The following is a 19,694-nucleotide window of genomic DNA, read 5'->3' on the forward strand; positions in this document are numbered from 1 at the left end:
ATGTCGCACCCTGGCAAACGATTGATTTAAATAGGGAAAATACTTAAGGCTGAAGTCCCGCCCGTGGCTTGACGGGCGCGGACCCTCTAACTATGTTGCCGGCGACTTAAGAGCGGACGGACGGTGACGATCTGACCGGGCAAGGGGGTTGCGATGGCCGACAACAACGGGCCAGACGGAACCGGAGAAACCGGCCGCGGCAAACAGCGTCAAGCCGATATCCGCGACGACGATCTTGAGCGCCGCCGGCGTAACCTTGAAGCATCGCTTGCGACAAGGCGGCCGGGCCGGCTCGAGGGGAAAGACGACGCGAAAGCGGGCAGTGCGGCCGGATATGGCCAGGCGCTCAAGCTATCCAGCGAGTTCATCGCCGGGATAGTGGTTGGCGCTGGTCTCGGCTGGATCATCGACCGTGTGGCGGGGACCTCGCCATGGGGTCTGATCGTTTTTTTGCTGCTGGGTTTTGGCGCCGGCGTTCTCAATGTCCTGCGCTCCGCGGGACTTATGGCGGAATTCGGACAGGGCGACAAAACCCGCGATCCGAAAGAATGAACTTGAGGCGCCGCTTGCCGGCGCAGTGAACAGGACACTAAAGCCGCGTGCGGCTTTGATGGGGATTTAAAGTGGCTGCTGACAAGGTCGATCCGATCCACCAGTTCCATATCAACAAACTGATTCCGATCGAGATCGGCGGCTATGACCTGTCCTTCACCAATTCAGCGCTCTTCATGGTCGCGACCGTCGCCGTCGCATCGGCGTTCCTCTATCTCACCACCTCGAGCCGCAGCCTCGTCCCCACCCGTCTTCAGTCGGTCTCGGAAATGGCCTACGAATTCGTCGGCAACATGCTGAGGGACGCGGCCGGAACGCAAGGCATGAAGTTTTTCCCCTTGGTGTTTTCGCTGTTCATGTTCGTGCTCGTTGCCAATCTGCTCGGTCTTTTTCCATATTTCTTTACCGTCACCAGCCACATCATCGTCACTTTCGGCCTGGCCGCGCTGGTGATCGGAACCGTTGTCGTCTACGGCTTCACGAAGCACGGCCTCGGTTTCCTGAAACTGTTCGTCCCTCATGGCGTGCCGGTTTATCTGCTGCCGCTGGTGGTGCTGATCGAGGTGATTTCCTTCGTCTCGCGCCCGGTCAGCCTCTCGGTTCGTCTGTTTGCCAATATGCTAGCCGGCCACATCACGCTGAAGGTGTTCTCGGGCTTCGTGGTGAGCTTGAGCGCGCTTGGCACGCTTGGCATTGCCGGATCGGTCCTGCCGCTGGCGATGGCCGTGGCGCTGACGGCGCTGGAATTGCTGGTCGCCTTCCTGCAGGCCTACGTCTTTGCCGTGCTGACCTGCATGTATCTGAATGACGCCCTGCATCCCGGGCACTGACCCAGGCTGGCCAAGAGTTTCCGGCATTGCTGCCGGATGGAATTGCAACGGAATTTTAGATCCAAAGGAGTTGAACAAATGGAAGCAGAAGCAGCAAAGTTCATCGGCGCCGGCATCGCATGCCTCGGCATGGGTGGCGCCGGTATTGGCCTCGGCAACATCTTCGGCAGCTATCTGGCGGGCGCGCTGCGCAACCCGTCGGCCGCGGATGGCCAGTTCGGCCGCCTGATCTTCGGCTTCGCCGTGACTGAAGCGCTGGGCATCTTCTCCCTTCTCATCGCGCTTCTGGCCCTGTTCGGCTGAGCCCCTGTTCGGCTAAGATTGGGAATTGGACGGGCCGGCCGCAATCGGCGGCAGGCCTGATATCAGGGGATAGTCCATGTTCGTGACATCTGCCTTTGCGCAAGAGTCCGCGCCGGCCGTCGAAGGCGGCCATCCCGGCACGGAAGGCGATACGCATTCCGGGACCGGCGTGCCTGCCGAGGCCCACGGCGTGTTCCCGCCATTCGATCCGGCGACATTCCCGTCGCAGCTTCTGTGGCTGGCGATCACCTTCGGGCTGTTCTACCTCTTTCTGAAGAAGGTGGTGATGCCGCGTGTCGGCGGCATCATCGATGTCCGCAACGACCGCATCACCCAAGATCTCGATCATGCCGCCAGGCTGAAGGGCGAGGCCGATGCCGCCGTTGCCGCTTATGAGCAGGAGCTGGCGGAGGCCAAGACCAAGGCCAATGCGATCGGCCAGCAGGCCAACGATTCCGCCAAGGCGGAAGCCGAAGCCGCCCGCAAGAAGGTCGAGGCAGCGCTTGACCAGAAGCTTGGCGAAGCCGAGGCTCGCATTTCGTCCATCAAGGCCAATGCCATGAAGGAAGTCGGCACGATCGCCGAGGACACTGCTTCGGCCATCGTCGAGGCGCTTGTCGGCGGCAAGGCCAGCAAGGCCGAGATCGCGGCAGCCGTCAAATCCGTGGCCCGGTGAGGAGCGCATCATGGACGCCACATCACTCGCGACGCTTTGGGCCACCGTTGCCCTCGTCATTTTCCTGGCCATTGCCGTCTACATCAAGGTGCCGAGGCTGATCGCCAAGGCGCTCGACGCCCGCGCCGACAAGATCAGCAACGAGCTTGAAGAAGCGCGCCGGCTGCGCGAGGAGGCCCAGCAATTGCTCGGTCAATATCAGCGCAAGCGCAAGGAAGCCGAGCAGGAGGCCGCCGACATCGTCGCCGCCGCCAAGCGCGAGGCCGACATGCTGGCTGCCGAGGCGCACAAGAAGACCGAGGACTATGTCGCCCGGCGCACCGCGCTTGCCGAACAGAAGATCGGTCAGGCCGAGCGCGAGGCGATCAGCGAGGTGCGCGCCAGCGCCGTCGATATCGCCGTCGAAGCCGCCCGCACTCTGCTCGCCGGCAAGATTGACGCAAAGGTCGGCGCCGACCTGTTCAAGGCCTCGCTTCAGGACGTGAAGTCCAAGCTGAATTAAACGACTTCATCCAGAAGTCATCGAAGCCGCCCGGGAAACCTGGCGGCTTTTTTGTTGGGCGACAGTGGAGATTGGGGAAAACGGTCGAGCGCACAATCTCCCCCTTGAAGGGGAGATGTCGCCGAAGGCGACAGAGGGGGTCGCCTCAGCGTGGCGACGTCATATCGGATAACACGTCGGATGAAAGAGAAGGTCGGCGCTTCACGCGCGGCGACACCCTGCCGGCCATCTCCCCTCAAAGGAGGAGATTAGCCACCGCTTTCGCTAGTCCAGGCCGGAAAGGGTCTCTTCATCGAGCACTTCGGTTCCGCCAAGCCGAAACGGTGCGAAGGACGCGCGGTGCAGCCGCGCCACCGGTCCATGCATCTCGATTGCGGTGCGGTGGCGGACCGTGGCGTAGCCCATATGCAGTTCGAACCCGTAATGCGCGTGATGGCTGCCGCAGCCGCACATCATGCGGTCGCGCATCACCTTGGCGACGATCGAGGCGGCGGCGATCGACTGCGAGCGTTGATCGCCCTTGATCAGCGCTCTTCCTTCGCATGGCAATCCGGGCGGCACGTCTCGGCCGTCGGCCAGGGCCAGCTTTGGGTGCACCGAGAGCCCGACCAGAGCGCGGCGCATCGCCTCGAGGCTGGCCTTGAGAATATTGCTGCCATCGATGCCTTCTGCGCTGACCGAGGCCATCGACACGCCAAGAGCGGAGCCGAGGATTTTCAGGAACAGCGCCTCGCGCTGCAGATGGCTGAGGCGCTTGGAATCGTCGAGACCATCGGGAATGTTGGCGGGATCGAGTACCACCGCTGCCGCGACGACCGGCCCGGCGAGCGGGCCGCGGCCGGCCTCGTCCATTCCCGCCACCGGCCACAGGCCTTCGGCCATCGCCTTCGTCTCGAAGGAGAAATCGGGTCTCTCGACGATTTCGAAGAGAAGCGGAGAATCAGAACGCGCGCGAGCCATGTTGCGGCGAGGTTCGCATCGGCTCCGATTCTCCGCAAGCCCCTCCGGGTCGGTGAGGCACCGGACCCGGAGGGCACCGTCTGCAAGCCCGGGGACAGGACAGGCCGGACGGGATTTTTCCATGTGCCGCCGGCAGCTGCGGCACATGATGCCTTCAAAGCAACATCAGTTGCTCGGTTGCCTTGGCCGCAGCGACGAACTGGTCGGTCCTGAGCGACCGCCGCTCGGCATTGAGGCCAAGCCGTTTGGCGGCGATCTCGAAGCGCCGGCCGATCTGCCAGGCATACGGGCCAGAGCCTTTCATGCGCTTGCCCCATTCCGAATCGTAATCCTTGCCGTCGCGCATCGAGCGGATCAGCGACATCACGTGACGGTAGCGGTCGGGATAATGGCGCAGCAGCCAATCCTTGAAGATCGGCGCGACCTCCAGCGGTAGCCGCAGCAGGACGTAGCCCGCCTCACGCGCGCCCGCCGCGTAGGCCGAATCGAGGATGCGCTCCATCTCCTGGTCGGTCAGGCCAGGGACGATCGGTGCAACCATGACAGAGGCCGGAATGCCGGCATCCGAGAGCTGCCTGATCGCCTCCAGCCGCTTGGTCGGCGTCGAGGCGCGGGGTTCCATGGTGCGCGCCAGCATGCGGTCGAGCGTCGTCACCGACAGCGCCACCTTGGCCAGTCCGCGCTCGGCCATGCGCGACAGGATGTCGATGTCGCGCGTCACCAGCGCGGATTTGGTGACGATGCCGACCGGGTGGCCGCGCGCCTCCAGCACTTCGAGGATCTCGCGCATGATCCGGTACTGCTTCTCGATGGGCTGGTAGGGATCGGTGTTGGTGCCGATGGCGATGGTGCGCGGTTGGTAGCCGTCCTTCGACAGTTCCTTGTCGAGCATGCGCGCCGCATCCGGCTTGGCGAACAGCTTCGATTCGAAATCCAGCCCCGGCGACAGGCCCATGAAGGCGTGCGTTGGCCTGGCGAAACAGTAGACGCAGCCATGTTCGCAGCCACGATAGGGGTTGATCGAGCGGTCGAAGGAAATATCGGGTGATTCGTTGCGGGTGATGATGGTGCGCGGCTTCTCGACCTGCACCTCGGTCTTGAACGGCGGCAACTCCTCCAGCGAATTCCAGCCGTCGTCGAAGACATGCCGGCTGACCGGCTCGAACCGCCCGGACGGATTGATGCCCGCGGAACGGCCGCGATTGCGCTCCGGACGCACGCGCATCCCGCTCTGTTCGATCATCGCATTGGCCATCTCGGCTCTTCCTGCTCCGAAGGCTGCAATGTCGGCACGCACGATCTGTTCCATTTTCGCCCTCTCCCAGGGACTGTCGGCTGGCTGTCGAATCGCTCTGTTCATGAAATTATTCCTATTTCGTTTACGAGAACAGATCAAGAACAATTTTACGATGCGACGCAAAAACTGGCGCTGCGCCCGGCTTTCCGCTATTCGGCTAACGATGCTCAGCGTTCTCATCCAGACCCTGAATGACGAGGAAAGACTTGCCCGCACGCTCGCCTCGCTGATCGGCGGCGCGGTCGAGGGCGTGGTGCGCGATGTGATCGTCTGCGACACCGGCTCGACCGACCAGACGCACCGCGTTGCCGAACATGCCGGTTGCCTTTATGTGGCGAGCGGTGGCATTGCTGCCGGCATCAGGCAGGCCAAGGGCGACTGGCTGCTGCTGCTGGAGCCGGGCGCACGGCTGGCGGAGGGCTGGATCGACGAGGTCGTCGCCCACACCGCCAGGCAAACCATGCCGGCGCGGTTCTCGCGGGCGCGCGGCAGCCGCGTGCCGTTCCTGTCGCGGGTGTTTTCGGGAAACCGGGCACTGGCCGAAGGGCTGGTGATCAGCAAGCGTCAGGCCGCGGCCATGTCGAAAAACGCCCGCAGCGCCGAAGCCATCGCGCGCGGCCTGGCGACCAAGAGGCTCGACGCCGAGATCTGGGTGGCGCCGGTGAAGTGAAGGGCGTCCCTCTCCCAGTAAGCGGGCGAGGGAAGAGCGCGTCCTCCGCTGGGATGAGGCGGCGCGCAAGCCGTGGGCGGAAAGCGGCTTGGTGGAAGCCGTATTGGCGCGACACTCCTGCGAGGAAATGCATATGCTTGTCGTCCTGCGGGAAACTCGCGATACTCGGCGACGTCTAGGGGAGATTGCAGATGAATGTATCTCAATTCGTTCGTATCGCCTTACTCGGAGCCGCTTGGTCAGTGACGGCGATCGCGGTGGCGCAGGAATCGTCCCTTTGGTCGGTTTATGAGAACACGCTCAAATCGGCCAAGTACATCGATCTGACCCATGCCTTCGAGCCGGTGCAGCCCGTATGGCCGGGCTTCGCCAATGCCAAGTTTAAACCGACTGTCGCCGGCAAGGATATCGAGGGCTACGTCAAGGCCGGCGAAGAGTTCACCTACGACAAGCATGGGTTCGTCGCGAGCGCCTACGAGTTGACGACGGACCAGTATGGCACGCAGCTCGATCCGCCCTCCCACTGGAACCCACTCGGTGCAACGATCAGCGACCTGCCGGCCACTTATGCTGTGCGGCCGCTCGTCGTAATCGACATCAGCGGCAAGGTGCAAACTGACGAAGGCTATCACCTCCAGGTAGCTGACATCGAAGAATGGGAAAAGGAGCACGGCCGCATACCGGAGGGTTCGGTCGTCTTCGTGCGTTCGGATTGGCACAAGAAATGGCCCGATGCCGCCCGCTTCAATCAGAAGCCGTTTCCAGGCGTCAGTTTGAACGCGCTGAAGTTCCTGCATCTGGAGCGGAAGATTCTGTTTCATGGTCATGAGCCGCTGGACACCGACACCACGCCCAATCTCGAAGGCGAACATTGGCTGCTTCACAACGATTTCACGCAGGCAGAAGGCGTTGCAAACCTCGACAAGGTGCCGGAGGCCGGGGCGTTGGTCACAATCGGCTTTGCCAAGCCGCTCGGCGGGTCAGGCGGATATGCGCGTTACGTCGCTATTGCACCCGCCGACTGGACGGAGGGCGTTTCGGTCACCGAAGCGCCTGGTGTGCCGCTTTCCCGGCAAACCGCACCGCTCAAGCGCGACGGGAACGGCGTCTTCCGTCCGACGCCCTGATCACTGGCGATGTCAGTGGGAGGCCGGGCCAGGGAGTGTTCCATTCCGCGCGATTTGTCGCGCAAGTCGGGACAAAAGGTCCGGACTACCATCCCCTCCGGCGCTCGCGAAAACGTGACTGTCCCGACGATAGCCATCACAATTGCTAGCGTTATCGTAGCATGAGCGCCGATCCTGCCACGGGAGGCAGTCATGCTCCGCCGATCTGCTGCCGTTCTGCTGACCCTGGCTTTCTGGCCGTTCGCCGCGTCGGCCCAGGAAGAGCCGCCGCCATCGAGATGCGTTGCGATCGCCGAAGCGCTGCCGTCGGCCACCTATGCCAGCTTCACAGCGCCAAAGGCGCAGACGCCTCTGCTGGCCGAGGCTTTCGTCGACGGCGACGTTACGATCACCTATGCCGGCCATTCGACCTACATCATCGAGACGCCCGCTGGCGTCAGGATCGCCACCGACTTTTCCGGCGTCTATGGCGCTGACCCGCTGCCGCGCGTGGTGACCATGAACAAGGCCCACCGCACCCATTATTCGGACCATCCGGATCCCGCCATCGAATATGTGCTGCGCGGTTGGAATCCGGACGGCGGTCCGGCGCGCCACGCCGTTGTCGTGGACGATGTCTACATCCGCAACGTGCCCACGGATATCCGCAATGGCGGCGATCTCGGCAAGGACGGCAATTCCATATTCATTTTCGAAGTGGCGGGACTCTGCATCGGCCATCTCGGCCATCTGCACCACCGGCTGGAGGATGCGCATTACGGCGCCATCGGCCGGCTCGATATCCTTATGGTGCCTATCGACGGCGGCATGACGCTGTCGCTTGACCGGATGACCGAAATCACCGCGCGGCTCTATTCCTCGATGATCCTGCCGATGCATCGCCATGCCACCGCGATCAGCGAATTCACAGGCAGGATGGGCGACGATTTCGCGGTGGAATTCCTCTCCGGCCGGTCGCTGACGGTTTCGCTGAAGACCCTGCCCGACCGGCCGACGATCATCATTCTCGACGGGGTTTGATCGCTTCGTCGCGATCTTCTCCGCCGCGCGCGGCCTCCGTTCCACCTCGCTCGAAACACTCGCTGTCGCGAAATCGACGAGCCTTAACGCTCTGTCAAGCTTGCCGGAAAGTTTGCGACAGCTCCTTTCATTGTGCATTGCACAAAATCTGACCGGGGGTTACCATTCGTTTGATGCGGGCGGATCGGTTAAGGGTAACGCCTGAGCGGTGAGCGGCCGACGCTTCGTCGACTCTGCCCTCATAGCTGAGGATCCTGATGGCCCTTTCAAGCCCTGACAAATCCGGTGCTGCAAGCCTCGAGTCGATCGCTCGAAACGGCAGCCTGCTGCGCCGCATTGCCGTGCGGATTCCAACCTATCTGTCGGATCTTCGCGAGAATCCGGCATGGCTGCCGATGTTCATGCTGGCGCGCACCATGCCGGGGCGGCGGTTGCATTGGCGCGGCGCAAAACCGGTTCGACGGGCTCAAAAAGCTGAGGAGACGATGTTCACCGGCGTCGATCGTGATGCCGTGGTCGGCGCGCTCCGCTCGGACGGCCTCTTTTCCGGGCTTGCCCTGCCGTCGTCGGTCCACCAGGAGATCGCCAGCTTTGCGCAGCGCACGCCTTGCTTCGGGAATTTCGACCGACGGCTGGAGTTCCTGCCGGCCAAGCACGCCGACGCCGAGACGCACTTCGGCCGTCCCTTGCTCAGCGGCCACTTTTTCGAGCGGGTTCTCGACTGCAATGCTGCGCTTACCGTGCAGCGCGATCCGCTGCTTCTCGACATCGCCGCCCATTACCTCGGCAGCCAGGCGAAGCTGATCACCACGCGCGTCTGGTGGAGCTTTCCGACGAGCTCCGCCTCCGACGCCGAGAAGAGCCTGGCGTCGCTTGGCAAATACCACTTCGATCTCGACGATTGGCGGATGCTGAAATTCTTCTTCTATCTCAATCCGGTCGATGCCGAGACTGGTCCGCATGTCTATGTCCGCGGCAGCCACAACCGCCGCGCCCTCAAGCACCAATTGACGCTCCTCGTCGGCCATCCCGCGGAAGAGGTTCTGAACGTCTACGGCGCGCAGAGCCCGATTACGCTGACCGGGGAGGCAGGTTTGGGCTTTGTCGAGGATCCCTTCGGCTTCCACATGGGCACAGTGCCGACGCGCAAGCCGCGGCTGATGATGGAAGTCGGCTTCGGCGTTTCGCCGCCCTCGCGCCGGCGGTTCCACGGCGAGCCGGTTATTCGCTGATTTTTGGCCCCGAAACAGCCTTGGGAGCTTGGCCTAACTTGTCTTGGTGCCGCCGCGCCGCAGATGTTCGTCCAGGCGCGGCATGATCTCGACGAAGTTGCAGGGCATGTGCCGGTAGTCGAGCTGCGGCTTCAAAATACCGTCCCAGGCGTCCTTGCAGGCGCCGGGCGAACCCGGCAGCACAAAAACGAAGGTCGCGTTGACGACGCCGCCGGTCGCCCGACTCTGGATCGTCGAAGTGCCGATCTTGTCGTAGGAAATGCGGTGGAACACTTCGGAAAAGCCGTCCATGCGCTTTTCGAAGATCGGCTCCAGCGCCTCCGGCGTCACATCGCGACCGGTAAAGCCGGTGCCGCCGGTGGTGATGACGACATCGATCGCTTGGTCCCTCGACCAGCCCAGAACCTTGTCTCGAATTTTCTCGCGGTCGTCGGTGACGATGTCGCGGGCGGCGAGTAAATGGCCGGTCTCCACGATGCAGTCGGCCAGCGTCTGGCCGGATTTGTCGTCGGCGAGGCTGCGCGTATCGGAAACGGTCAGTACCGCGATGCGCACGGGAATAAAGGAACGGCTCTCGTCAATCCTGGCCATGCGTGTCAGCCTCAGATGTCATGGTTCGCGTCGCGGCGACGAACCAGTCGGGATGGCGGCTGCGGATATCGACGGCCGCGCGCTTGGCGACATTGCCAGTCTCAAACAGTCCGAAGCAGGTCGCGCCGGAACCCGACATCCGGGTGAACCCCGCTCCAGCCTTGTTGAGCACCGAAAGCGCCTTGCCGATGGCGGGTTGGATTGCCCGCGCCGCGGGCTCGAGATCGTTGCGCGTAATCTCCAGCCAGTTGCGGATGCTGTGGAAGTCGAGGTCGCGCGGCAGTGGCGGCAGGCCCTCATTGTGGCGATCAGAAAGGGCATTGAACACCTCGGCCGTGGAGACGGCGGTGCCGGGATTGACGAGGACCAGCCCGAGTGCCGGAAAGCCCGGCACGGCCGACAACTCTTCGCCAATGCCGAGCGCGATCAGCGGCTTTGCCGCAAGGCACATGGGAACGTCGGCGCCCAGCGAGAGGCCGATCCGCGCCAGTTCGGCGTCGTCGAGATCCAGCCTCCATATCTCAGCGAGCCCGCGCAACACCGTTGCGGCGTCGCTCGACCCGCCGCCGACGCCGGATGCGACCGGCAGGTTCTTTTCGAGCCTGATGGCGACCGGCGGCGTTTGCGCCGGACCGGCCTGCTTTCGCAGCGCGTCGCGCGCTTTGACGGCTAGGTTGCTGTCGTCGAGCGGGACCGCGGAGACGTATCGGCCCGACGCGGAAAACCCGTCGCTGTCGGCAAGTTCGATCTCGATCCTGTCGCCGAAGCGCGTGAAAACCGCCAGGCTCTCGATCATGTGATAGCCGTCGGCGCGCCTGCCGGTGACGTGCAGCGCGAGATTTATCTTGGCGTGCGCATGCCACGCCCGGACAGTGATGCCGGAATCCACGGGGTCAGTCGCGAGGGGGATGATGTCAGTCCTTGGCCAGCCGGTATTCGCCGGTCTTCGGGTCCTTGACCAACGTGCCCATTGTGCCGTTGGTAGCCTGCTTTTCGGTGCGCCGTATCTTGGCCGTCACGCGCTCGGCTTCCCTGACGAAGGAGCGATAGCCGAAATAGGCGAGCAGGCCGACTGTGATGAAGAAAATGATCTGTGGCATGTCAAACTCCTCCCTCACAAGGCCGACTGCGACGGCCGGTCGGGTCGGTCAAGCTTTCAAGCTAAACGCTTTTACCGGCTTTTCAAAGCCCGAAGCGCGCCCATAATGCGCGCTCTTCCGCCGCATCGATCACGCTCATTGCGGCAGCCGCGGCGATCTCGGGCGCCGAAAGACCCGCTCTGCTCGAGCCGAACCAGCCGAACCGGCCGAACAGGCCGCGCGGCGCCGTGATCAGTTTGAGCTGGGTCTTTGGCCCGAAACGGGTCTTCAGCACGCTGCGGATATCGCCGAGCGCATCGACAAGGCCGAGCTCCAGCCCCTTCTTACCGGTCCAGAACAGGCCGGTGAACAGGTCCGGGTCGTCCTTGAGCTTAGGGCCGCGCCGGTCCTTGACGAGATCGATGAAGGTCTCGTGGACATCGAGCTGCAGCGCCTTCAGCCGTTCGATATCTTCCTTCTTCTCGGGCTTGAACGGATCGAGCACCGCCTTGTTCTGGCCGGCAGTATGGACGCGGCGCTCGACGCCGATCTTCTTCAACAGCTCGGGAAAGCCGAACGAGGCCGACACCACGCCGATCGAACCGACGATGGAGGACGGATCGGCAAAGATCTCGTCGCCGGCGATCGCTATCATGTAGCCGCCCGAAGCCGCCACGTCCTCGACGAAGACCAGAACCTTTTTGTTCTTCTCGGTCGCCAGATCGCGGATGCGTCTGAAGATCAGCCGCGACTGCACTGGCGAGCCGCCTGGCGAATTGATCGAAATGGCGACCACGGGCGCATCGAAGGAAAACGCCTTCTCGATAGGGCCGGCAGTGGACGCGAGCGACAGGCTCGGCCGGAACTGGCCGCCGCCGGGCATGATCGTACCGTGCAGCCGGATAACAGGAATAACGACGATGTCGGAGCGCCAGGATTTCGGCAGCAGGCGGTTTAGGAAGCGTTTCACGGGGTCTCCGGTCAATTGGCTTGAAGGCATGTAGGGATTCGCCGGCCAACGGCAATGCCCGCGCCGCTTGCTGGTAGAAAAGGCTCAGTCGCCGAACAGCGAAGCCAGCCCGTTATTGATCATCTCGGTCCGCTCGGTTGGTCCGTCGCCCGATTGCGCATGCAGCATCAGCGGCGGGCGGATCGACAGTTTTCCGCGTGAGCCAAGTATTGCCCTGACGACGATGCGGATCGCCGCTGCTTCGGGGCGAGGGTGGACGGCCAGCATCTCGGCGTCGCCGAAGCGGCCTGATATCGCATCGAGGATGGCGCCGAGCTGATCGGGCCTGGCAATCACGGCAAGACCGCCGCGCGGCCTGACCACGGCAGCCGCACTTCGGATCCAGCTGTCGAACAGCCGATCCTCCATGACATGCGCCGCCTTCCTGAGCGGGTCGGGCGTGGCGCGATCCTCGGCCGCGTTGAAGGGCGGGTTCATGATGACGAAATCGAAGGAGTTGTCGGCAAGCCCAGTGGCTGTTCGCGCTTGGCCCGACAGCGCAACGTCGGCGGCGAGCACCGAGGCGCGGTCGTTGAGATGCGCATTGCCGGGATGGGCAAGCGTCGTTGCGGCGAAGGCTGCCATTTCCGGAGACCGTTCGATGAGCACGGCCTCGGCATCAGGACAGCGCGACAGCACGGCCAGGCCTGCGGCGCCAGCGCCCGCGCCGAAATCGGCAAGGCGCCCGGCGAAGGAGGACGGCACGGCAGCGGCCAGCATCATGGCGTCCATGCCGGCGCGATGGCCGGCTTGTTTCGGCTGCACCAGCCAGAACCGCCCGCGATGGAAGGCATCGACCGTATGGGCCGGCGTGTCCTGGACAAGGGTGGCGCGCACCGCGGACATTATGTCTGGCGGATCTCGTTGGCGATGCCGGCATCCGTCAGGATGCGCCGCGCCGCATCGGCCTGGTCGGCGTCGACCAGGATGCGCCTGGGCAGGATGCCGATCGAACCGTCGAGCACGCTCATGTTCTGGTCGGCGACGAAACAGCCGATGCCGGCATCGCGCATCAGCGATTCGACAAAGGAAATGATCACGGCATCGTTGGTGCGGATAAGCTCTATCATCGGGCGAAACTCGCAGGTTGCAGCGTTTATGTAAATGTGGGTGGCTCCGGACGCCAGCCTCGACCGCGCCAATTCGCCTCTTGCCGTGCCCGTGGGTACCGCCCTAGAGTCTGCCGCGGGATCGGGGTGCCGTCGTGCGCGTGACTTCTGGACGGGAGTGTTTGTGGTGGGTGTCGTTCTCAACATCGAAAACGGGAAGCGCGAAGCCGCCTCCATAAAGGATCTCATCGACCTGACGTCCACCGATATGGGGCGTGTCAACAAATTGATCCTGTCGAAGGCCGGTTCCGACGTCGAGATGATCCCGGAGATTGCCAACCACCTGATCTCTTCCGGTGGCAAGCGGCTGAGGCCGATGCTGACGCTCGCCTCGGCCCAGATGTTCGGCTATTCCGGCGAGGGGCACGTCAAGCTCGCTACATCAGTCGAGTTCATGCACACCGCCACGCTCCTCCACGACGATGTCGTCGACGAGAGCGGCATGCGGCGCGGCAAGAAGACCGCCCGTATGATCTGGGGCAACCAGGCGAGCGTGCTGGTCGGCGATTTCCTGCTTGGCCAGGCTTTCCGCATGATGGTCGATGTCGGTTCGCTGGAAGCGCTCGACATCTTGTCCAGCGCCGCCTCGATCATTGCTGAGGGCGAGGTGATGCAGCTCGCCGCCGCCAAGAACCTCGAAACCACGGAGGATGAGCATTTCGCAGTGATCAAGGCCAAGACCGCGGCCCTGTTCTCGGCCGCCGCCGAGGTCGGTCCGGTCATCGCCCAGGCGACGCGCAACGATCGCGCGGCGCTGCGCTCCTACGGCATGAATCTCGGCCTTGCCTTCCAGCTGATCGACGATGCGCTGGATTATGGCGGCACCAGCAAGGATCTGGGCAAGAATGTCGGCGACGACTTTCGCGAAGGCAAGGTGACGCTGCCGGTGATCCTCGCCTACCGGCGCGGCACCAAGGCGGAACGCTCCTTCTGGAAGCGCGCCATCGAGGACAATGTCACCGACGACACCGGGCTGGAGAAGGCGATCGGATTGATGACCCGCCACGGCGCGATCGCCGACACGATCGGGCGCGCCGGCCATTTCGGCGAGATCGCCCGCGACGCGCTGGCGCCGCTCGAAGCGACGCCGCAGAAATCGGCGCTGATCGACGTCATCGATTTCTGCATCAGCCGGGTGAACTGAGAGGCATCGCCGATATTTGGCCGGCACGGCGTCCGCACGTCATTTTGGTTTCCCCGGAAGGACCATTGCAGCGAGCAGGCTGAAAACGATGCCTGCCGCAGAGAGCCAGAAGGCGACCTGGATGCCGTCGGCGACAGCGATCTTCAAGGCATCACCTGTCAATCCGCCGACATTGCGGTTGGCAATCGCGATCAACACCGCCATGCCGATCGCATTGCCGACATTGAGCATGGTGGAGGCCATCCCCGACGCGACACCCTGCTCGTCATGGGAAACACCCGAAGCGGCGGCGATCCACATCGCGGTCCAGACGATGCCTTGTCCAACTCCGGAGATGATCAGGCCGGGTACGAGGGATAGATAGCTGCTGTCGGCGTTTGCACCTGATACCATCAAGGCCGTCCCGATCGCGCCGATGACCATGCCGCCAACCAGCGTGGCGCGCGTCGAAAAACGCGTTGCCAGACGTTCGCCGACCTGCGTGCCGGCCGCGATGGCAACTGATGGCACCAGGAACGCCAGGCCGGCCTGCAAGGCGGTGAAGCCATGCACGTTCTGTAAAAGCACGGTGAGGAAGTAGGGCAGGGCGCCGAAAGTCCCCATGAAGAGGAAGGTGATCGTCATGCCGGCGACGAGGCTGCGGTTGTGGAACAGGCGCAGCGGCATCAGCGGGTCGGCGCTCCTTGCCTCTATCGCTGCGAAGGCGATCAGGAAGAATGCCGCCAGTGCAGCGCTGAAGACGATGGCGGCCGACCCCCAGCCATATTCGGGCCCCTGGACCAGCGTGAAGACAAGCAGGGTCGCACCGGCAGTGACGGTTAGCGCGCCCGGCAGATCGAAGCTGCGATGTTCATGCCGCTTGCCGTCACGCGGAATGATGGCGAAAGCCGCGATGATGGCGATCCCAGCCAAAAACACGTTGACATAGAAGACGGATGGCCAGCCGAACGCGCTGGTGAGAAGCCCTCCCGTCAGCGAGCCGAGCGTCAGGCCACTCGCTCCGGCGCCGCCCCAGACCGCAAGCGCCCGGTTGCGTTCCGGCCCCTCGGCAAACAGGCGATTGATCAGTGACAGCGTGGCCGGGAACAGGAACGCGGCGCCGATGCCTTGCACCGCACGGGCCGCGATGATGATTTCCGGCGACCAGGCGAAGCCGCCGACCAGGGACGAAAGCGCATAGAGCCAGAGCGCGAAGATAAAGATCCGGCGCTGGCCGATCAGGTCGGCGGCGCGGCCGCCGAACAGCAGGAAGCCGCCGGTGAATACGGTGTAGGCGCTGACCACCCATTGCAGGGTCTGGCCCGAAAAGCCTAGCCCCGCGCCGATTTCCGGCAACGCCACGAAGACGATGTTGAGGTCGAGTGCGATGATAAGCTGCGCGAAGGCGAGCAATGCCAGCGTGGCGCCGCGCTTCGCGCCGACTCCTCCTGTTGCCGCGGCGCCGAACGGTGCGCCTTGATCGAGTGAACTCATGTCAATCTCCATGCTGATGATTCTTTATCGATCGACAAAGAATGAAGTTTGCAATCCGAAGTCAAGTGGATTATTTGTTGATTGATAAAAAATGGAGGCCGCAATGGCGGGAAGGCCAAGGGAGTTCGATCGGGACCAGGCGCTCGAGAAGGCCCGCGACGCCTTCTGGACGCGCGGCTATGAGGGCACCTCGATGGCCGATCTCGTGTCGGCGCTTGGTCTGGCCTCGCCGCGTATCTATGCCGCCTTCGGCTCGAAGGAGAACCTGTTTCGGGAAGCTGTCGTTCTTTACGAAACCAGGGAAGGAAGCTTCGCCACCCGGGCGCTTGCCGAGGAGCCGACCGCTCGGCGGTTTGTCGAGCGGTTGCTGCGCGATGCAATCGAAGTCTACACCAGGCCGGATTTGCCGCGGGGCTGCATGGTAGTCTCGGCGGCGACCAACTGCGCCGTTGAAAACGATGGTGTGCTGCGCTGGCTGGCTGAGCGTCGCCGGGCGCGCAATACACTCATTGTCGAACGCCTGAGAAAGGGCATTCGGGACGGGGAACTCAAACCGGACACGGGCCCGGAGGTCCTGGGTGATTACTACACCACGGTTCTGTTTGGTCTCTCGGTGCAGGCGCGCGACGGCGTGCCGAAAGAGCGGCTGCACGCTCTGGTCACCGTCGCGATGCAGGTGCTGGACGCAAGACTTTCGGGGAAACCGTGAATTTCACGCATCGTGGATGGGCCGGCCTGTGCAGCGCGTTCAAGCGGATATGGGGATGCCTGTATACAGAAATCCGGCCTGCCGCAGAAATCTTCAACGAAGCGCGCTGGACGGTCGCAATTGGCGCTCCTAGCGTGGTTTTTGATCGCATGACCCGATTGTGAATTCGGCCGGGTTGAAGCATGACCCCAAAAAGGCCATGCTTTGCCTGGAAAAGATCGAGTCTACGGCGATCCCGCCGACGCGGGCATGGCTTTGACTGAAAGGGATACGATGCGGCAAGGATGTGCGCGCTGGCTGACAGGGCTGGCAATTGTGACGGGCATGGCGATCTCCGGTTTGCCTGCCTATGCCAAAGAGACCACCGAGCCAGTCAATATCACGTCGTTCTCGGGCGCCTATCTTGCCGCGCGGGTCGCCGAAGGCGACAATGATCTCGACAGCGCCATCGCCTACTACAAGCAGGCGCTCGCCTTCGCTCCCGGTGATACGTCGTTGCAGCAAAGCCTGATGCTGTCGCTGATCGCGCAAGGGCGCTTCGAAGAATCGCTGGTCTATGCCGACAAGCTCAAGACGGTTCCCGACGTCGAGCGGTTCTCGCGCCTGGCGCTGGCCGTCGGTTCCTTTCACAAAAAGGATTTCACCAAGGCCGAGTACTGGCTGAAGCTTTCGCTCGAATCCGACCTCGACCGGCTGATCTCCGGCGTTATGACCGGCTGGGCCAAGCAGGGCGCCGGCGACCCCAGCGAGGCCATGTCCTCCATCGACAGGCTGCAGGGTCCGGACTGGTTCGGCCTCTTCAAATCCTTCCATCGCGCGCTGATCGCCGATGCGTCGGGCCTGCCCGAAAAGGCGGACGCGATCTACGCCGCCACCTTGCAGGACACCGCGACCGGTAGCGCGGCGCCCGAAACCTGGATGCGGAATGCGCAGGCCTATGCCTCCTTCCTTGCCCGCAAGGGCGACAAGGACAAGGCGCTGTCCGTGCTCGATCAGGCCGAGGCATTTGCACCCGGCAAGGTCGAGATATCAGCGCTTCGCGACAGGATCACCAAGGGCGAGAAGGTCGAACCCTTCGTTGCCGGCCCCTCCGACGGCGCCTCGGAAATACTGCTCGATCTCGCCACCGCGCTCAATCGCGGTGGCGGCGAGCCGTTCGTCCGCCTCTATCTGCAATATGCCCTGGCACTGCGGCCCGACAGCGACGCGGCCCTTGTCCAACTCGCCGCCGTTTCCGAGCAGTTGAAGGACGGCGAAGGCGCCATCGCCTTCTATCGGCGCATCCCGGCCAGTTCGCCGCTGAAGCCGCTTTCGGAACTGCAGCTCGGCCTCAACCTTGCCGATCTCGACCGCTATGAGGAGGCCATCGCCCATCTGAAGGCCCTCGTCGAAGCGCATCCCGACGACATGCGCGCCTATCAGGCGCTCGGTGGCGTCTATGCCTCGAAGGAGGATTTCCGCTCCGCGGCCGGTCTCTATGACAAGGCGGTAGCGATGCTGAAGACCCCGACCCGCGCCGACTGGAACATTTTCTACCAGCGCGGCATCGCCTATGAGCGGCTGAAGGAGTGGCCGAAGGCCGAGCCGAATTTCCGCAAGGCGCTGGAAATGTTCCCCGACCAGCCGCAGGTTCTGAACTATCTCGGCTATTCCTGGGTGGACATGAACATCAACCTCGAGGAAGGCCTTCAGATGATCCAGAAGGCCGTCGACCTCAGGCCGAGCGACGGCTACATCGTCGATTCGCTGGGCTGGGCCTATTTCCGCCTGGGCAGGTTTGAAGACGCTGTGCGCGAAATGGAGCGTGCCGTGTCGCTGAAGCCGGAAGATCCGGTGCTGAACGATCACCTCGGCGATGCCTATTGGCGCGTTGGCCGCAGGCTGGAAGCCACCTTCCAGTGGAACCAGGCCCGCGACCTGAAGCCGGATCCCGACGTGCTCGCCGCGTTACAGCAGAAACTGCTGAAGGGCCTGCCGCCGATCGAATCCAACACGGCGCAGGAAACCCCGAAGGTCAAGCCCGAACCGGCGCCCGCGCCGAAGGGCTGACCCTTCGCCTTGACGCTTGGCAGGCGGCGCTCTAGAGCCTGATCCCGAAAAGTTGCAGACTTTTCGGACAAGATCATGCGGTCTCATCCAATAGGTGCCGCATCCCGCCGCTCCGTGAGGCCGCCGTGACCGTTGATATCCCAGCCCATATGCATCCCAGCCGGTCGTTCCAGGGGCTCATCCTGACCTTGCATAACCACTGGGCCGACTATGGCTGCGTCGTTCTCCAGCCCTATGACATGGAAGTCGGCGCCGGCACGTTCCACCCGGCGACGACACTGCGCGCGCTCGGGCCAAAGCGCTGGAACGCGGCCTATGTGCAGCCTTCGCGCCGGCCCAAGGACGGGCGCTACGGCGAGAACCCGAACCGGCTGCAGCACTATTACCAGTACCAGGTGATCCTGAAGCCGAACCCGCCTAATCTGCAGGAGCTTTATCTCGGCTCGCTGGCGGCGATCGGCGTCGATCCGCTTCTGCATGACATCCGCTTCGTCGAGGACGACTGGGAAAGCCCGACGCTGGGCGCCTGGGGGCTGGGCTGGGAGTGCTGGTGCGACGGCATGGAAGTGTCACAGTTCACCTATTTCCAACAGGTCTGCGGCATCGAATGCGCGCCGGTGGCGGGCGAGCTTACCTACGGGCTGGAGCGGCTGGCCATGTATGTACAGGGCGTCGACAATGTCTACGACCTCAACTTCAACGGCCGCGACGGCGCCGACAAGGTGACCTATGGCGACGTCTTCCTGCAGGCCGAGCAGGAATATTCGCGGCACAATTTCGAATTCGCCAACACCGCGATGCTGCTTCGGCATTTCGAGGACGCCGAAGCCGAGTGCAAGGCGTTGCTCGAAGCCGGCGCGCCTTTCTCCCCCCTCAAGGGGGAGGGGAACCACCGGATGGTATTCCCCGCCTACGACCAGTGCATCAAGGCCAGCCACGTCTTCAACCTGCTCGACGCGCGCGGCGTGATTTCCGTCACCGAGCGCCAGAGCTACATCTTGCGGGTGCGCAATCTGGCGAAAGCCTGCGGCGAGGCGTTTTTGCTGACGCAGGCAGGTGGGCTGGCGGCTTAGCTCCAGAGGCAATTTGCGATTTCGACTGAAGCGCTGATTGGCAGTACACCTTGGCCGCTGGAACCAGCCATCGTCCGCAGCGCCTGTCTAACGCCAGGCATCGTGAACGTGCCATGAGCCTGCGCCGCGAAACAGGCGCTGAGCGCGAGGATCTGCAGGAATGTCGATGCCGTCTTCATGGTCGTTCAGCCAATAGTCCTCTGCCTGAGCGTTGGTCGCTTCAGCGCTGCGTTCGGTTCATGGAAATCTGTGATCCAAGGACGGATAGCCCCGCTTCGACCCGACAGGC

Annotated in this window: 22 protein-coding genes; 13 read left to right on the top strand and 9 right to left on the bottom strand. The window is 63.1% G+C overall.

Annotated features, from left to right (window positions below; translation table 11 throughout):
* The first annotated feature begins 153 nt into the window (after positions 1–153).
* From CIT31_RS08660 to CIT31_RS08680, 5 genes are all read left to right on the top strand, one after another.
* Positions 154–552 (top strand): AtpZ/AtpI family protein, encoded by a 399-nt coding sequence (locus CIT31_RS08660; RefSeq protein WP_095518259.1) that lies wholly within the window; start codon positions 154–156, stop codon positions 550–552.
* A gap of 71 nt (positions 553–623) precedes the next feature.
* On the top strand, positions 624–1,382 hold the full coding sequence (locus CIT31_RS08665; protein WP_095518260.1) for a F0F1 ATP synthase subunit A: 759 nt from the start codon (positions 624–626) through the stop codon (positions 1,380–1,382).
* Between the two features lie 78 nt (positions 1,383–1,460).
* Positions 1,461–1,685 (top strand): F0F1 ATP synthase subunit C, encoded by a 225-nt coding sequence (locus CIT31_RS08670; RefSeq protein WP_023799397.1) that lies wholly within the window; start codon positions 1,461–1,463, stop codon positions 1,683–1,685.
* Between the two features lie 76 nt (positions 1,686–1,761).
* The gene (locus tag CIT31_RS08675) at positions 1,762–2,361 is read left to right on the top strand and encodes a F0F1 ATP synthase subunit B (RefSeq protein WP_095518261.1); all 600 of its coding nucleotides are present in this window, start codon (positions 1,762–1,764) and stop codon (positions 2,359–2,361) included.
* 10 nt (positions 2,362–2,371) lie between these two features.
* Positions 2,372–2,863 carry a F0F1 ATP synthase subunit B gene (locus CIT31_RS08680; protein WP_095518262.1) on the top strand — a complete coding sequence of 164 codons (492 nt, stop codon included), beginning with the start codon at positions 2,372–2,374 and terminating at the stop codon, positions 2,861–2,863.
* 264 nt (positions 2,864–3,127) lie between these two features.
* Here the strand turns inward: CIT31_RS08680 and CIT31_RS08685 are convergent, their stop codons facing one another.
* Both CIT31_RS08685 and CIT31_RS08690 read right to left on the bottom strand, forming a co-directional pair.
* Positions 3,128–3,823, bottom strand: coding sequence for a ribonuclease HII (locus tag CIT31_RS08685; RefSeq protein WP_095518263.1), 696 nt, complete (start codon positions 3,821–3,823; stop codon positions 3,128–3,130).
* 154 nt (positions 3,824–3,977) lie between these two features.
* Positions 3,978–5,132, bottom strand: coding sequence for a PA0069 family radical SAM protein (locus CIT31_RS08690; protein ID WP_127314365.1), 1,155 nt, complete (start codon positions 5,130–5,132; stop codon positions 3,978–3,980).
* A gap of 151 nt (positions 5,133–5,283) precedes the next feature.
* Here CIT31_RS08690 and CIT31_RS08695 point away from each other — a divergent pair, with 151 nt between their 5' ends.
* The 4 genes from CIT31_RS08695 to CIT31_RS08710 all read left to right on the top strand — a co-directional run bounded on the left by CIT31_RS08695 (position 5,284) and on the right by CIT31_RS08710 (position 9,169).
* Positions 5,284–5,790: a glycosyltransferase gene (locus tag CIT31_RS08695; protein WP_065006297.1), complete on the top strand. Its 507-nt coding sequence runs from the start codon at positions 5,284–5,286 to the stop codon at positions 5,788–5,790.
* 191 nt (positions 5,791–5,981) lie between these two features.
* On the top strand, positions 5,982–6,917 hold the full coding sequence (locus CIT31_RS08700) for a cyclase family protein (protein ID WP_095518265.1): 936 nt from the start codon (positions 5,982–5,984) through the stop codon (positions 6,915–6,917).
* Positions 6,918–7,109: 192 nt separating this feature from the next.
* Positions 7,110–7,937: an MBL fold metallo-hydrolase gene (locus tag CIT31_RS08705; protein ID WP_095518266.1), complete on the top strand. Its 828-nt coding sequence runs from the start codon at positions 7,110–7,112 to the stop codon at positions 7,935–7,937.
* Between the two features lie 257 nt (positions 7,938–8,194).
* Positions 8,195–9,169: a phytanoyl-CoA dioxygenase family protein gene (locus tag CIT31_RS08710; RefSeq protein WP_095518267.1), complete on the top strand. Its 975-nt coding sequence runs from the start codon at positions 8,195–8,197 to the stop codon at positions 9,167–9,169.
* 33 nt (positions 9,170–9,202) lie between these two features.
* Here the strand turns inward: CIT31_RS08710 and moaB are convergent, their stop codons facing one another.
* From moaB to CIT31_RS08740, 6 genes are all read right to left on the bottom strand, one after another.
* A complete protein-coding gene (gene moaB, locus CIT31_RS08715; protein WP_095518268.1) occupies positions 9,203–9,760 on the bottom strand; it encodes a molybdenum cofactor biosynthesis protein B in 558 nt (185 codons plus the stop codon).
* A complete protein-coding gene (locus tag CIT31_RS08720) occupies positions 9,747–10,649 on the bottom strand; it encodes a 4-(cytidine 5'-diphospho)-2-C-methyl-D-erythritol kinase (RefSeq protein ID WP_095518269.1) in 903 nt (300 codons plus the stop codon). The genes moaB and CIT31_RS08720 overlap by 14 nt, the downstream gene beginning before the upstream one ends.
* Before the next feature lie 25 nt (positions 10,650–10,674).
* A complete protein-coding gene (locus CIT31_RS08725; RefSeq protein ID WP_065006190.1) occupies positions 10,675–10,860 on the bottom strand; it encodes a hypothetical protein in 186 nt (61 codons plus the stop codon).
* Positions 10,861–10,942: 82 nt separating this feature from the next.
* Positions 10,943–11,809 (bottom strand): S49 family peptidase, encoded by an 867-nt coding sequence (locus CIT31_RS08730; RefSeq protein ID WP_095518412.1) that lies wholly within the window; start codon positions 11,807–11,809, stop codon positions 10,943–10,945.
* Between the two features lie 84 nt (positions 11,810–11,893).
* On the bottom strand, positions 11,894–12,694 hold the full coding sequence (locus tag CIT31_RS08735; RefSeq protein ID WP_095518270.1) for a tRNA1(Val) (adenine(37)-N6)-methyltransferase: 801 nt from the start codon (positions 12,692–12,694) through the stop codon (positions 11,894–11,896).
* Positions 12,694–12,918, bottom strand: coding sequence for a putative signal transducing protein (locus tag CIT31_RS08740; protein WP_029355541.1), 225 nt, complete (start codon positions 12,916–12,918; stop codon positions 12,694–12,696). Before CIT31_RS08740 ends, CIT31_RS08735 begins: the two co-directional genes overlap by 1 nt.
* A 166-nt stretch (positions 12,919–13,084) precedes the next feature.
* On the opposite strand from CIT31_RS08740, the gene CIT31_RS08745 reads away from it, so the two are divergent.
* A complete protein-coding gene (locus tag CIT31_RS08745; RefSeq protein ID WP_029355543.1) occupies positions 13,085–14,101 on the top strand; it encodes a polyprenyl synthetase family protein in 1,017 nt (338 codons plus the stop codon).
* Between the two features lie 39 nt (positions 14,102–14,140).
* Here the strand turns inward: CIT31_RS08745 and CIT31_RS08750 are convergent, their stop codons facing one another.
* A complete protein-coding gene (locus CIT31_RS08750) occupies positions 14,141–15,574 on the bottom strand; it encodes an MFS transporter (protein WP_245316145.1) in 1,434 nt (477 codons plus the stop codon).
* Positions 15,575–15,677: 103 nt separating this feature from the next.
* On the opposite strand from CIT31_RS08750, the gene CIT31_RS08755 reads away from it, so the two are divergent.
* The 3 genes from CIT31_RS08755 (at position 15,678) to CIT31_RS08765 (ending at position 19,405) form a co-directional block, all read left to right on the top strand.
* Positions 15,678–16,283: a TetR/AcrR family transcriptional regulator gene (locus tag CIT31_RS08755; RefSeq protein WP_095518413.1), complete on the top strand. Its 606-nt coding sequence runs from the start codon at positions 15,678–15,680 to the stop codon at positions 16,281–16,283.
* 273 nt (positions 16,284–16,556) lie between these two features.
* A complete protein-coding gene (locus CIT31_RS08760) occupies positions 16,557–18,332 on the top strand; it encodes a tetratricopeptide repeat protein (protein ID WP_095518272.1) in 1,776 nt (591 codons plus the stop codon).
* A gap of 125 nt (positions 18,333–18,457) precedes the next feature.
* Positions 18,458–19,405 (top strand): glycine--tRNA ligase subunit alpha, encoded by a 948-nt coding sequence (locus tag CIT31_RS08765; protein ID WP_095518273.1) that lies wholly within the window; start codon positions 18,458–18,460, stop codon positions 19,403–19,405.
* Positions 19,406–19,694: the final 289 nt, after the last annotated feature.

This window comes from Mesorhizobium wenxiniae, assembly GCF_002284535.1.
Classification (GTDB): Bacteria; Pseudomonadota; Alphaproteobacteria; order Rhizobiales; family Rhizobiaceae; genus Mesorhizobium; species Mesorhizobium wenxiniae.